This is a genomic window from Thioalkalivibrio thiocyanodenitrificans ARhD 1, from assembly GCF_000378965.1.
Classification (GTDB): Bacteria; Pseudomonadota; Gammaproteobacteria; order Ectothiorhodospirales; family Ectothiorhodospiraceae; genus Thioalkalivibrio_A; species Thioalkalivibrio_A thiocyanodenitrificans.
This window is the reverse complement of record NZ_KB900536.1, coordinates 582095-596311: the sequence shown is the minus strand read 5'-3', so window position 1 is coordinate 596311 and position 14217 is coordinate 582095. Positions and strand designations below refer to the sequence as shown.

The window sequence follows — 14217 nt, the reverse complement described above, 5'->3', positions numbered from 1 at the left end:
CCTCTTGATGCTCTGGCCCCTTACACGCTGGCGGTGGGCGTGGGCACGAAGTCCGGCGTATCGGTGGACTCGTAATTGAAGGTGATGTCCTTCCAGGTATCGAGCGCCGCCTTGAGCGGGCTGCACCACTTGGCTGCCTCCTCCAGAATCCGGGGACCCTCCTTGAGGTAGTCGCGCCCCTCGTTGCGTGCCTGGATCATCGCTTCCAGGGCAACGCGGTTGGCAATCGCACCGGCCTGGATTCCCATGGGGTGGCCGATGGTGCCGCCGCCGAACTGGAGCACGACGTCCTCGCCCAGGTAATGCAGGAGCTGATGCATCTGTCCCGCGTGGATGCCGCCCGAAGCGACGGGCATGACCTTGTTGAGCGAAGCCCAGTCCTGATCAAAGAACAGTCCGTGCTCCAGGCTCACGGGCGTGTGCGGCTCGCGCAGCGTGTCGTAAAAACCCCTGATCATGAGCGGATCGCCCTCGAGTTTGCCCACGACGGTGCCGGCATGGATATGGTCCACACCCGCCATGCGCATCCACTTGCAGATCACGCGGAAGTTCATGCCGTGGTTCTTCTGGCGCGAGTAGGTGGAGTTGCCGGCGCGGTGCAGGTGCAGAATCATGTCGTTCTTGCGCGCCCACTTGGCCATGGACTGGATGGCGGTGTAACCGATTACCAGGTCGATCATGACGATCACGCTGCCCAGCTCCCTGGCAAACTCGGCGCGCTCGTACATCTCTTCCATGGTGCCGGCCGTCACATTGAGGTAATGTCCCTTGACCTCCCCGGTCGCGGCGGAGGCGCGGTTGACGGCTTCCATGCAGTAAAGGAAGCGGTCGCGCCAGTGCATGAAGGGCTGCGAGTTGATGTTTTCGTCGTCCTTCACGAAGTCGAGGCCGCCCTTGAGGGCCTCGTAGACCACACGCCCGTAGTTGCGACCGGACAGGCCGAGCTTGGGCTTGGTGGTAGCACCCAGCAGCGGGCGGCCGAACTTGTCCAGGCGCTCCCGCTCGACCACGATGCCCGTGGCCGGACCCTGGAAGGTCTTGAGGTACGCGACCGGGATGTGCATGTCCTCCAGCCGCAGCGCCTTCACCGCCTTGAAGCCGAACACGTTGCCGATGATCGAGGCCGTGAGATTGGCGATCGAGCCCGGTTCGAACAGGTCGAGGTCGTAGGCAATGTAGGCGAAATACTGGGCATCGATCTTGGTACCCTCGCCGGTTCCGGGCACCGGATCGACCCGGTAGGCCTTGGCACGGTACAACTCGCAGGCCGTCAGGCGGTCGGTCCAGACCACGGTCCAGGTGGCGGTGGACGATTCACCCGCGACTGCAGCGGCGGCCTCCTCCGGATCGACGCCGGCCTGTGGTGTGATGCGGAACAACGCAATAACATCGGTGTCCTTGGGTTTGTAGTCCGGCTCCCAATAACCCATTTTCTTATAAGGGATAACTCCGGACTTGTATCGGTCCTTTGCGTTGGTAATGGTTTCACTCGTTCCCATCGCTTGCTCTCCTCCGTTGATTTGCAGGAATCCGGACCCCTCAGAGTCCGCATATGGCACCGCCTGCAAGCATGCGAAGTAAGCGCTATAAATAACATTCGATATTTCAAATGACGAACATAGATCAGAATCTATGGATGCAATGACCTCCACCCAATTGCTGCGGCGCATCAGCCTGCGTCAGCTCCAGATCTTCGATGCCATCGTGCGCACGGGGAATTTCACCCGGGCCGCGGAATCCCTCTTTCTGACACAACCCACCGTCTCCATGCAGGTCCGCAAGCTTGAGGAAGGCATCGGCATGCCCCTGTTCGAACATGTGGGCAAGCACACGCACCTGACCGATACCGGTCGGGTGGTCTATGCACATGCACGAGAGGCCCTGGAAGCCCTGAATAATCTGCATATGGAGATTGCCGATCTGAAGGGACTCAAGACCGGCACCCTGCGCCTGGCAGTGGTGACCACGGCCAAGTACTTCGCACCGCGCGCACTTGGACGCTTCTGCGAACGCCATCCAGGCGTGGAGGTGGCGCTCAAGGTGACCAACCGCGAGCGCCTGCTGGAGCGGCTCGCCGAGAACATCGACGACCTTTACGTGATGGGCCACCCGCCGGACAGCCACGACGTGATCTTCGAACCCTACCTGGACAATCCGCTGGTGGTGGTGGCGTCCCGCAGGCATCCCCTGGCCGGATGCAGAGGCGTGACCGCCCGGGACCTGGCGGGATGCTCCTTCGTCATGCGCGAACCCGGATCAGGCACCCGCATGGCCACGGAGAATTATTTCGCGGAACAGGGCATCCGTCCGCGGATTCGCATGGAACTGGGGAGCAACGAGGCCATCAAGCAGGCCATCGATGCGGGGCTGGGGATCTCGATTCTTTCCCGCCATACGCTCGGTTTCGACGGAGAATCCGGGCGCCTGGCAATCCTGGACGTGGAAGGGTTTCCCATCCCCTGGCAGTGGTACGTGGGCCACGCCAGAGGCAAGCGATTGTCAGTGGTGGCCCGCGCGTTCCTGGAGTTTCTCAGGAACGAGGGGGAACGCATCATGGAGCCGCGCCCCGACGCCGCGGCGTGATGCGGATGATGGCCGTGGCCACGGCAATGGAGTTGATGCGCAGGTCCGGCTGCTCCCCAGCGGATCACACTGATGTAGGCCGGGCCCGTCACTGCATGTACGCAAATCCCTGCTGCTGCAACTTCACGATCTCGGCGTCCGCCATGGGCACCACCTTCACGAACCCGTGAAAATCCGACGCCTCGAACCCGCGCATCCGGGCAGCGGCCCCGCACAACCGGTATTCCACGATGTCCCCCACGGACAGGCTCTGTGCCCGGATCATGAGCTCCCTGTTGTCAGGGTAATGCGCCACGGCGAAATGCGGTATGGCATCGCCGTGTATGACCACCACGATCTTGTGATCGAAGGGATCGGCGTCATTGAGCATGCTCAGGAAGCTGGCCCGGTCCAGCGCGCTCTCCACCGCCTCCGCGGCGCCGAACAGGTCATAGACGACCTTCTGTTCGGCATACTCGGACGCCATCTCCGCTGCGCGGCCCCAGGGGGCCTCGCCGGCATGGATCTGGACCGGGAGCAGCATGGCAGTCAGCACGATGAGTATCCGGTTCAGTTTGCTGTACATGACATATCCTCCGTTTTTGACAGGACCGATGTAAATCCGGACCGGACGAGATTAGCGCGCCGCCGATCGCGGCGTCCGATCGGTGCAATGAAAACGGCCCCGGGAACCGGGGCCGCGTTGCCGCTCGGCCGGGCGCCTGTGCCCCGGGCCTGACGATTACTGCTTCTTCAGTTCCGGACGCTCCAGGTAGCGTACGTCGCGTACCGGCAGCGGCAGCGGGTTGACATACTGGTAGCCCTGGGCCTGAAGGGCCGCGACCTCCGGGAATCCGGCGGGCACGATGGTGACGAACCCGTGCATGTCCTCGGCCTCGAATCCGGCCGCCTTCATGGCATTGTTGCACATGCGGAATTCCACGCCTTCCTTGGCCAGCTCTGCCATGCGATCCATGACACCCTGGTACCTGTCATAGTTCTCACGGGCGAAGGCGCGCAGTTCCGGTCCGTGCGTCACCACCACGACCTTGCCGCCCAGTGCCCGCGAGGTGTTGCGCACGAAGAAGTACAGGGTGTTTAGCTGGTTCGGATCCTCGTAGTTCACGTCGAACACCGTATCGATCTTCGCGTACTCGTGCATGTTGGTCTTGGCCTTGCCGTACGGCGAGGGTGCCTGATCCGCAAAGGCGGACACGGGCAGGATCAGCAGGCAGGCGAGCATGAGTGACTTTGTCAGGGACATTCGGGTATTCCTCCGGTCATTGATGGCTGTTTCCACGCAAGCCTCTTGCGGCCCGCACCGGCGAAGGAGCAATGTTGATGCCATCCGGAGTCTGCCCGTGGATTCAGTGACTTGAGTGCGTGACCCTGGAGCGGAATGTCTCAAAACGGGACTGCCATGTATCAGATTGAATCACCCATCCTCTTCCAGCTTGCGCCGCAACGTGGAGCGTCCGATGCCCAGAACGCGGGCCGACGCCACCTGGTTGCCGTTGTGCGCGGCCAGGACGCGGCGGATGTGGCGCCGCTCCACCTGGGCCAGCGGCAGCAGGTGTTCGGGCTCATCCGCCGGGCCCGCGCCGGACCCGGTGGTGATGAGCACCTCCTGCGCGCGAAGCACGGGCCCCGGATGGAGCGCGAAGCTGCGTTCGATCACGTTCTGAAGCTGACGGATGTTGCCGGGCCAGTCATGGGCCGCCAACTTCCGGATGGCGTCCTGGCTGAGGCCCAGTTCCGGCCGTTCATACTGCGCACGTACACGTGCCACGAAACTTTCCGCCAGCGCGGGAATGTCCTCACGGCGTTCGCGCAGGGGCGGAATATGGATCGGCAGTACATTGAGGCGAAAAAAGAGATCTTCCCTGAACTCGCCCGCGCAGACCATGGCACCCAGGTCCCGATTGGTCGCGGCGATCACGCGCACGTCCACCGTGAGGGTCCTCTCGCCGCCCAGGGGGCGTACCTCCCCCTCCTGCAGGACGCGCAGGAGCTTGGCCTGGAGCCGGGGACTCACATCGCCGATCTCGTCCAGGAACAGTGTGCCGCCGTCGGCCTGCTGAAACAGGCCACGGGCGTTGCTCACGGCCCCGGTGAATGCGCCCTTCATGTGGCCGAACAGCTCCGAATCCAGCAGATCCTCGGGCAGCGTGGCGCAGTTGACGGTGATGTACGCCTTGTCGGCACGGCTGCTGGTCTGATGCAGTGCGGTGGCCAGCACCTCCTTGCCGGTGCCCGTTTCGCCGGTGATGAGCACGGGAATGTCACGCTGCCGGATGCGCTCGATCACCCCCAGGATGTCTTGCATGGCCTGGCTCCTGGCCACCACGTGCGCGAGTTTCGACTGGCCGGCCAGCTGATCACGCAGCCGCATGACCTCCTCGCGGAGTGAACGCTGCTCCAGAAGCTTGCGCACCCGAAGCACCAGCTCGTCCGGATTCACGGGCTTGGTGAGGTAGTCGAAGGCCCCGAGACGCATGGCCTCCACGGCGCTCTCGATGGAGCCGTAGCCGGTCATGACGATGCTGCCCGTGTCGCTGCCCTGCTCGCGCAGGAATGTCAGCAGGCTGGTGCCGGCATCATTACCCAGTCGCATATCGGTGACCAGGACATCCACCCGGTTGGCGGCAAGCAGTTCCCGGGCCTGCGGCACATCGGCCGCCTCCAGAATCCGGAACCCCTCCAGGTCCAGGTACATGCCCAGGGTGCGCCGTACCGAGAACTCGTCATCCACGATCATAATCGTCGCCATCGTCTATCCCATGTCCAGCTCGAAACTCATGCGTGTACCCTGCCCCTCGCGGCTGTCGATCTCCAGCCGCGTGCCGTGCTGCGAGAGGATGCGCTGCACGATCACCAGCCCCAGCCCGATGCCGTTCCTGCGCCCGGTATAGAAGGGCTCCGTGGCGAACGAAAGCAGGTGGCACGGAAAGCCCTCGCCCGTATCCTGCACCGTGAACCGTACGCGCTCGCCACGGGGATCGGTGCTGATCGTGAGCCGGCCCCCTTCAGGCATGGCCTGGATGGCATTGAGCACCAGGTTCCAGATCACCTGGCGCAACTGGTCGGCATCATGCACCACCGGGCAGGGGCGCTGGTGAAAATCCAGATGCACCCGGATCCGCTCGCCCGCCTCCGAATCCCGGCACGCCAGGTGCACCACCTGTTCGACCAGACTCGAGGCATCCGCCGTCTCCAGCCGCAGTTCCTGGGTCCTGGCCGAGTCCAGAAAACCCTGAAGGATCCGCTGAAGGCGCTGGGTCTCTCCGTTGATGATGTCCACCAGCTGCGAGCGGTCCCGGGAGGCCAGTTCCGCGCGCTCCAGGAGCTTCACCGAATTGATCACCGCGGACAGGGGATTGCGGATCTCGTGGGCCATGTGGGCGGCCAGTTGGCCTGCGTAGGAGAGGCGCTCGGCCTCGATGCGTTTGGCGTGTTCGTCACGGGCCTCGGCGGAGAGGGCCTCCAGGGATTCGACCATGCTGTTGAAACCCGCGGCGAGGTGACCGATCTCGTCGCGGGCGTTGACACCCACCCGCACGCTCAGGTCCCCCTGCCCCACGCGGCTGGCCGCCGCGCTCATGGCATGGAGATCCCGGGTGATGTGCAGGGAGATCAGCCAGGCCACCACGCCGCCGATACCCATGGCGAACAGAATGAAGATCAGTGCCTGGTTTCTGCGTGCCGCCAGGAGCCCGTGCATCTGGGCCATGGACATCTCCAGATATACCTCGCCCACCACATTGCCCGAGACCTCGATGTCCCGGTGCAGCCGCAGCAGGAGGTCCTCGCGCGACAATTCGTCCGCCGCGGCTTCGACCACGGGCCGGCCCACCGCCTCCGCCTCGGTGCCGGCGAGCACGAAACCACGGCGGTCGATGATCTGCGCATGGGTCACGTCCGGGTGCCGGCCGACCCGGTCGATCACCTCCGCCAGCGAGCCCAGATCCTCTGTGAGCACCGCGTTGGTGGTGGCCACCGACAGCAGCACCGACAGGGCCTCGGCGCGATTCTGAGTGTCCGTGCGCAGACGCTCCGATTCGGTGGTCAAGGCATGCCAGACGAACACACCCATCAGCAGCGCATGCACCAGCGCCACCGACATGATCAGGCGGAAACGCAGGGTGCGCGTCAAGGGCACACGCGGATCGGTATCCCCGCTCCCGGCGGGGTGTGTCCCGCTGTCTGCAGACATTACCGAGAGCGTTGCGCGATATCGGCTTCGCTGGCCACCGCGAAACCTTCGTAAAAGCCCAGTGCATTGAGCACCTGTTGTCCCGCGCCATGATTGTGGAGTTCCACCAGTATCTCCACCAGTGCGGCGGACACGGCCTCGGGCACATCGTCACGCACTGCCAGCAGCATGGCCGCCTGGGGCGGCGTCTGCTCTACGATCTGCAAGTCGCTGCGCACCGCCTCGGGCATGGATCGCAGTGAAGGCAGGCAGGTGCCGCTGATGTCCGCCCGGCCGCTGTGCACGGCGAGCAGTGCCGAATCCTGGGAACCGAAGTACTCCACATCGAAGTCGTCCAGGGAAAGCCCCATGGTGCCAAGGTGCTCGCGCAGCACCCGCGCCGAATAGGCCTCTTCGGACGGCAGCGCGAGGCGCAGGCGGCGCTCGCGCACGGACTGGTCAAAGGAGGGCATGGCGCGATCCTGGCGGGCGACCAGGATGCCGTTCATCCCGTCCCCCGCCAGCCGGGCCACGACCCGGTAGCCGGCCTCTCGGGCCTGGGGGTACAGCAGGGGGTTCAGGTAGACCAGGTGATAGTCCCGGGCCTTCACGCGTTCCACGAACTGCCGGTATCCCGGTGCGGTGACGAACTGCACCGGATGGGCCAGGCCCCGTTCCAGCACGTCCGCCAATGGCAGGAACATGCCGGCCAGCTTCGAAGGGCTCTGCCAGGGGATTACGCCAAGGCGATAGTGCTCCGGGACTTCCAGGGCCTGACGCGGGTCACCTGCCGCCGCGCCAAGGGGCGCCGCACCCAGGCACGCAAACAGGATGAACCCGATCCAGGTACGTACAAGCGCATCCGAAAGACCGTCCGGACGAAAAGCGACATGCATCATCATTCTCCTGGACCGACCTGCCATGACTGTGATCGCGTCGAGTGTATCAGCCATCCCGGGCAATGGCGGCATCCCCTGCCGTGCGGGTAGGAGCGGGTGCGGAGGCATGTTATGCTGCGACGCAGCATCCCGGACGGATTCGAACCTCGAGCAGCATGCCTCTTCAAACCTACCTGCAAGCCGTGCAGCAGGATCACCTGGACTATGACCCTGCCCAGGAACGGGCCGTGGTCAGCCTGCAGCGAATCCATGATGCCATGCACCGCCCTGCCCCGCGTGCGGGCCTCGTGGCCCGCCTTCTGGGCCGCGAACCGCCGAGGCCTTCTGTCCAGGGGCTCTACCTGTGGGGCGGCGTGGGCCGGGGCAAGACCTATCTGGTGGATTCGTTCTTCGAGCAACTGCCCGTCGACAACAAGCTCAGGCTGCATTTCCATCGTTTCATGCAACGGGTGCACGAGGAGTTGAAGACGCTTCGCAAGCAGCCCGACCCCGTGGATATCGTCGCCCGGCGGCTGGCCGAGGCACGTGTCGTCTGTCTGGACGAGTTTTACGTCTCCGACATCACCGACGCGATGCTACTGCACAAGCTCCTGGCAGGCATGTTCGAGCACAAGGTCACCCTCATCACCACCTCCAACATCCCCCCCGACGATCTCTACAGAAACGGTCTCCACCGGCACCTGTTTCTCCCCGCCATCGACCTGATCAGGCAGCATCTGGAAGTTCTCCACCTGGACGGGGATACCGATTACCGCCTGCGCTCCCTGGAGAAGGCCGAGCTCTACCATGCACCCCTGGACGAGGATGCCGACAGGCGTCTGACCGAGGCCTTTGACGCCATCGCCCCGGAACCGGGCCATGCGGGCGGGCACGTGGAGATTGTCAGCCGGCGCATTCCGGTGGAGCGCGTGGCCGACGGAGTTGTCTGGTTCCGGTTCAGTGACATCTGCGACGGTCCCCGCAGTCAGCTGGATTATGTGGAGATCGCCCGCATGTTCCACACGGTGCTGGTGTCCGATGTGCCCATGATGGACGAGTCCATGGAGAACCCGGCCCGGCGCTTCATGGCCATGGTGGACGAGTTCTACGATCGCAACGTCAAGCTCATCCTTTCCGCGGCCGTCACCCCTGAAGACCTTTATCAGGGCAAGTGGCTGTCCTTCGAGTTTCAGCGCACCCTGAGCCGGTTGCACGAAATGCAGTCGCGGGGGTATCTTGCGGAGCCGCATCTGCCCTGAGGCCGTCCTCCCATGGCGGACGACACTCCGTTTCCGCCTTCCGTTGGGTTCGTTGCGTTATGGATCCAGCGGTCCGGACGCGTCGCTGCGTTTGCCAGACCCGTCCGCTGCCATTAAGGTGGATACAGTAGGTCCCATGCCTGCCGGATCCGCGGCTCATACGGACAGATCTGCCGGGGGCGTCCGGCACCGTCGGCGTTCACCGGAAACGCGCACTCCCATGCCTGTCTCCCGCCCAAGTCTGCTGTTGTTTCCCGCCCTGGCATGCCTGCTTGTTTTGGCCGGCGGCCTGCGTGCCGACACCGGGGTGCCGCCGGCGCCCGAGCCGGCCCAGATGCGTCAATGGATCGACGAGATGAAGACCGCGCCGCGCGGACCCTTCTGGCGCATCCGCTGGTTCTGTGCCGATGGCACCATCCTTCCGCCGGAGCCCTATGCCTGCCGACCCCACGGCGGCGGAGTCCAGCACGGGGAATGGGGTGAACGCACCCGGGCGATTCGCGACCAGGGCTATCTGATCGCCACGCTGCTGGCGGACCTGGAACCCGGGGACTTTACCGGCCCCGATGCGCGCCTGGACGCGTTGCGCCAGATCCTGCTGGAACGCTTCCTGATCCGCAACGACGACGGCTGGGTCTTCCGCCAGGCCCGTTACTATCGCGGTGCCATCCAGGTGGAGGACGAGTACGCTTCCGCGCGCAGGCTGCTGCTGGCCATGGTGGACGATCCCGGCTGGCGCGATCCGGCCCGCTACCTTTTGCTGCGCGAGGCGGCCCGCCTGTTGCCCATCGACGCCGAGCAACCGGCCACGGTAACCGTACGCCGGCTGTCCACGGAGATCGCTGCACAAGATCCCGGCTTTCAGGATCTGCGCATCAAGCTTCACGGCATGCCGGATGCCGGTGACGCCCAACGGGTACGTAACCACGCGGCCCGTCAGGGACTGCCGGAACTGGTGGATGATTACCGCAGCCTGGCGGCGGCTCTGGATGCGCTGTACGGGCCGCAGACCGCCGTCGACCGGCTGGAGCGGCTGATGGCGGAGAGCGGCGGGTCGCGCCTGCGGGCCGCCATCGCCGATGCTGTCGGGGAGTTGAACGACGCCGCGGATCTGGAGGCACGGCTCCACCTGGCGGCCGGTTTCGCGCGGCAGTGGCGCGGCCTGTTTCAGGAAGACGCGGCCCTCGCGCCGGCGGACCGGTTGCGGCTCCTTCAGGCCGGCCTGGCCATGGAACACGAGGTCTATGCGGTGGGCAACTGGCTCATGGAGGCATCCGCCGGGGCCGATCGCCTGACCCGTCTGAACTGGTTGCGCAGCTTCGGGATGTCGCTGTTCGCGGCGGGATTGCTGTCGGAGCGGCAATGGCAGGCCCTGGACGCGCACATTGACCGCCTGGTGCAGGACGACGCCCTGGATGCCGAGGCCTATTTCACCTGGATGCGCTACCTGTCGCGGGTGTCACAGTGGGCACAGCGGGCACTGGAGTTTCACTTCGAGCCCACCGTGAGACTGTGGTCCGACATCACGCCGCTGGGGGTCCATTATGTCCCGGACACCCTGCGCGGCGGCCCGTTGCTGCCTTATACGCGTACGCTCGACGTCCTCCTGCAGGACGCCCATGTGCTTGCCGGGGTGCGGCAGGAACTGTTTGGACAGGAGGTAGCCGGCGGTCTGCGGCCGCTCAACCCGGGGCTGGCCCGGGGCGTGCTGCTGGAGGCGCCGGAGGACCCGGCGGCATTTCGCAGGGACGGCATCTACCTGCTCCCCTCCACCACGTCGGAGCTGCCGCCGGTCTCCGGCATCCTGACCCGCGGTGAAGGCAGTTCCCTGTCCCATGTGCAGCTGCTGGCGCGCAATCTCGGCATTCCCAACGTGGTCATCGACGATGCGTTGATCCCGTTGCTCGACGCCCATCTGGGTGCCCGGGTGGTGGTGGCGGTCAGCCCGCGCGGTGGTGTGCGCATTGCATCCGACGGCACACACTGGGACGAGGTCCTCGGCGCGGAGGCGCTCGCCCCGGAGGTGGTCATTGCCCCGAATCTCGGCAAGCTCGACCTGCGCACCACCCGTCTTCTGCCCCTGGGCGCGCTCCGGGCGGAGGATGCGGGACGCAGTGTCGGCCCCAAGGCCGCCAACCTGGGAGAACTCCTGCACCATTACCCGCAGCACGTGAACCCCGGCGTTGTGATCCCCTTCGGCGTGTTTCGGGCCATGCTCGATCAGCCCATCGTCCCGGACGGACCGGCCGCCTACGACTGGCTGCGGGACGAATACGCGCGGCTGCACGCCATCAGTGACCCCGCACGGCGGGAGGCGGAGACCCGAGTCATGCTTGAAATGCTGCGCGATTGGATCGTCACGACCGACCCCGGCGAGGCATTCCGTGCCCGGCTGCGGGAGGCGCTGGAAGAGACCTTCGGCAGCGCCGATACGCCCGGCGTGTTCGTGCGCAGCGACACCAACGTGGAGGATCTGCCCGGCTTCACCGGCGCCGGCCTGAACCTCACCGTACCCAATGTCGTGGGCTTCGAGTCCATCGTGCGGGCCATTCGCACGGTGTGGGCCTCGCCTTTCAGTGACCGCGCCTATGCCTGGCGCCAGGCGCACATGCCGCAGCCCGAGCATGTCTATCCGTCGGTACTGCTCCTGGAAACCTTTCCCTCGCAGAAGTCCGGGGTGCTGGTGACGGCGGACGTGGACACGGGAGACCGGGACTGGCTGTCCATCGCCACCAGCGAAGGTGTTGGCGGCGCCGTGGACGGACAGGCTGCCGAGGAACTGCGCGTGCATCGCGCCACCGGCGAAGTCCGACTGCTGTCCCAGGCCAGTGCGCCGCTGCGCGCCGAACCTGTGGCGGGCGGCGGTATGCGCATGGTCCCGGCCAGCGGGCACGAAACCGTGCTCACGCCGGACGAGATCGATCAGCTGCGCGCGCTGGTCGACGACCTGGCTTCGCGCATGGAGATGCCGTCCGGTCCTGACGGCACACCCGTGGCAGCGGACATCGAGTTCGGATTCAGCGACGGGCGACTCTCCCTGTTCCAGATCAGGCCCTTCGTGGAAAGCCGGCGCGCGCGCCAGAGTCAGTATCTGATCGGGATGGATCTGCCCGAGACCGCCCGTCAACGAATACCGGTTGACCTGCGTGAACCGCCACCGTCCATCGTCGTGGAGCGAGCCCTCCCGTGAAACGCCCGCTCCTCATGCTGCTCGGAGGCGCGCTGGCGCTGTCACTCAATGGCGCCGGCGGCTATCCCATCGATGCCTTCGAGGAGACCGGTATCGCCCGGCTGGAAGGCTACCGGCTCGCCAATCAGGGGCAGATACCAGGTAACCGCCTGCTGCCCGGCGCCCTGCTCGGCAGCAGTCAGATCCGTTTGCGCCTGCGTGATCGGCCGGATTTCGAGATCCCCGAACCCGATTCGGCACTCGCGAGGGATATCGCCCGCCTGCTGGGCGATGCGGCACCCGATACCAGCGTCAGCGTGCTCGACCTCAGCGATCCCGATGTGCCGCTGTATGCGGAACACAGGGGGCAGGCGGCGTTGATTCCCGGCAGCGTCGGCAAGGTCATGGTGGGCGTGGCGATGCTGCAGGCCCTGGCTGATCTGCATCCCGACGACATAGCCGCCCGCAAGCGGCTGCTCAGGGAGACCCAGGTCACGGCCGATCGCTTCATCCGCCACGATTCCCACACGGTACCCCTCTGGGAACCCGAACAGCAGCGCATGACGCGCCGGCCGCTGCGCGAGGGGGATACCGCGAACCTGTGGAGTTACCTGGACTGGATGATGTCGGCGAGTTCCAATGCGGCCGCCAGCACGGTCATCAGGCAACTGATGCTGCTGCGCCGTTTCGGCCGGGACTATCCGGTCTCCGCCGATGACGAAGCGGCCCTGTTTCGCGACACCCCGGTCGGAGAACGCGGCGAGCTGCTGCGCGACAGCCTGGTGTCGCCGCTGGCACGCAACGGGCTGGATACGGAGCGACTGCGCCAGGGATCGTTCTTTACCAGCGAGGGCAGGCGTCTGGTGCCGGGCTCCGGCAGCGTCAGCACGGTGCGCGAGCTGATGCGCATGCTGGTACGCATGGAACAGGGACTGCTGGTGGACGAGTGGTCGAGCCTGGAGCTGAAGCGGCTGCTGTACATGACGGAGCGGCGTATCCGTTACGCTTCTTCGCCCGCGCTCAATGACGCCGCGGTCTATTTCAAGTCCGGGTCATTCTACCGGTGCGAGCCCGAAGAGGGTTACACGTGCAGGAGATACCAGGGCAACGTGATGAACCTGATGCACTCAGTGGCCATCATCGAGTCACCGGCGGGTGAGCCCCGGCTGTTCTACCTGGTCGCACTCACGTCGAACGTGCTGTACCGCAATGCCGCCGTCGAGCATCAGACCTTTGCGACCCGCCTGCATGCACTGATCAGAGACCGGCATGCCGAACCGGCTGCCCCATGATGATCCTGTCCAGTTCGACGATGAGATTGGTGAACCATTCACCGCCGTTCGGGTTCCGGGCCAGCGCCACGGCGATGTAGGTGCGCCCGGCGTGCTCGACGATGGCACTGTCGGCATGCCATTCGCGCCAGGTGCCGGACTTGCGGTAGACCCGCGCCTCGGGGGCGCCGGCCAGCAGGCCCTGAACGAACTTGTGCCGGATACCCGGATCGCCAAGCATGCCCTTCATTTCCCGGGACAGCTCGGGCGACACCAGCCGTCCGGTCTCGAGCATGTAGTAGAAACGCGCCACCTGGAAGGCGGTGGCGCCATGGGAGAGATTGTGCAGCGGATCACGCTGGTAGGCCGCGCCCCGGCCGTACTCCTTGCCGACCCAGAGTCCGCCGTTCATGTTCGCGTCGTAGAGACGGTATTTCGGTGATCTGAGCAGCTCGTTGATATACTCCGGCCCGACCCGCCGTATCATCTCGGTCGCGGCCGTATTGGACGAGCGGCGGATCATGTCGGTCATCAGCCGACGGTTCTCGGTATCGAGCGGGAGTTTCCCTTCATGGATGCGTTCGAAGGCGGCCAGCAGGATGGCGATCTTCGGCAGGCTGGCCGCATACATCATGTCGTGTCCGTTGACATGGGCCAGGCGGGGCTTGGCGGGATCGGTGATGTCGACCAGGGACACGGCCAGTTGCCTGCTGCGTACCGCGGATTCCAGGTTCAGGCGCTGGAGTCGTTCCTCCAGTTTCGCCTGGAGGGCGGGGTTCACGGCATCACGCAGGGGCGACGTCTGTTGCGGAGGCGCGGCATGGACTGCCATCAGCAGTCCCAGTGAAACGCCTGTCACCAGCAGCAGTCTGAACAGCATGAAGCG

General features: G+C 65.1%; 11 protein-coding genes. 4 read left to right on the top strand and 7 right to left on the bottom strand.

Going from position 1 to position 14217, the window contains the following annotated elements; all coding sequences use genetic code 11:
* Positions 1–20: 20 nt before the first annotated feature.
* Positions 21–1499, bottom strand: a complete 1479-nt coding sequence (locus THITHI_RS0102740; RefSeq protein ID WP_026186007.1) for a ribulose-bisphosphate carboxylase large subunit — start codon at positions 1497–1499, stop codon at positions 21–23.
* A 142-nt stretch (positions 1500–1641) separates the two neighbouring features.
* Between THITHI_RS0102740 and THITHI_RS0102735 the strand changes: the two genes are divergently transcribed.
* Entirely contained in the window at positions 1642–2583 is a 942-nt protein-coding gene (locus tag THITHI_RS0102735) for a LysR family transcriptional regulator (RefSeq protein WP_156820454.1), read from the top strand.
* A gap of 88 nt (positions 2584–2671) precedes the next feature.
* On the opposite strand, the gene THITHI_RS0102730 is transcribed toward THITHI_RS0102735, so the two are convergent.
* From THITHI_RS0102730 to THITHI_RS0102710, 5 genes are all read right to left on the bottom strand, one after another.
* The gene (locus tag THITHI_RS0102730; protein ID WP_018231539.1) at positions 2672–3148 is read right to left on the bottom strand and encodes a DsrE family protein; all 477 of its coding nucleotides are present in this window, start codon (positions 3146–3148) and stop codon (positions 2672–2674) included.
* A gap of 156 nt (positions 3149–3304) precedes the next feature.
* A complete protein-coding gene (locus THITHI_RS0102725; protein WP_018231538.1) occupies positions 3305–3826 on the bottom strand; it encodes a DsrE family protein in 522 nt (173 codons plus the stop codon).
* A 171-nt stretch (positions 3827–3997) separates the two neighbouring features.
* On the bottom strand, positions 3998–5332 hold the full coding sequence (locus THITHI_RS0102720; protein WP_018231537.1) for a sigma-54-dependent transcriptional regulator: 1335 nt from the start codon (positions 5330–5332) through the stop codon (positions 3998–4000).
* Between the two features lie 3 nt (positions 5333–5335).
* Positions 5336–6721 carry a sensor histidine kinase gene (locus THITHI_RS0102715; protein ID WP_198005563.1) on the bottom strand — a complete coding sequence of 462 codons (1386 nt, stop codon included), beginning with the start codon at positions 6719–6721 and terminating at the stop codon, positions 5336–5338.
* 53 nt (positions 6722–6774) lie between these two features.
* The gene (locus THITHI_RS0102710) at positions 6775–7650 is read right to left on the bottom strand and encodes a phosphate/phosphite/phosphonate ABC transporter substrate-binding protein (protein ID WP_026186005.1); all 876 of its coding nucleotides are present in this window, start codon (positions 7648–7650) and stop codon (positions 6775–6777) included.
* Positions 7651–7808: 158 nt separating this feature from the next.
* On the opposite strand from THITHI_RS0102710, the gene zapE reads away from it, so the two are divergent.
* From zapE to THITHI_RS0102695, 3 genes are all read left to right on the top strand, one after another.
* Positions 7809–8891 (top strand): cell division protein ZapE, encoded by a 1083-nt coding sequence (gene zapE, locus THITHI_RS0102705; RefSeq protein ID WP_018231534.1) that lies wholly within the window; start codon positions 7809–7811, stop codon positions 8889–8891.
* A gap of 220 nt (positions 8892–9111) precedes the next feature.
* Entirely contained in the window at positions 9112–12081 is a 2970-nt protein-coding gene (locus tag THITHI_RS0102700; RefSeq protein WP_018231533.1) for a PEP/pyruvate-binding domain-containing protein, read from the top strand.
* Positions 12078–13352, top strand: coding sequence for a serine hydrolase (locus THITHI_RS0102695; protein ID WP_198005562.1), 1275 nt, complete (start codon positions 12078–12080; stop codon positions 13350–13352). Before THITHI_RS0102700 ends, THITHI_RS0102695 begins: the two co-directional genes overlap by 4 nt.
* Here THITHI_RS0102695 and THITHI_RS18330 read toward each other — a convergent pair.
* Positions 13318–14211 carry a serine hydrolase gene (locus tag THITHI_RS18330; protein WP_018231531.1) on the bottom strand — a complete coding sequence of 298 codons (894 nt, stop codon included), beginning with the start codon at positions 14209–14211 and terminating at the stop codon, positions 13318–13320. The genes THITHI_RS0102695 and THITHI_RS18330 overlap by 35 nt on opposite strands.
* Positions 14212–14217: the final 6 nt, after the last annotated feature.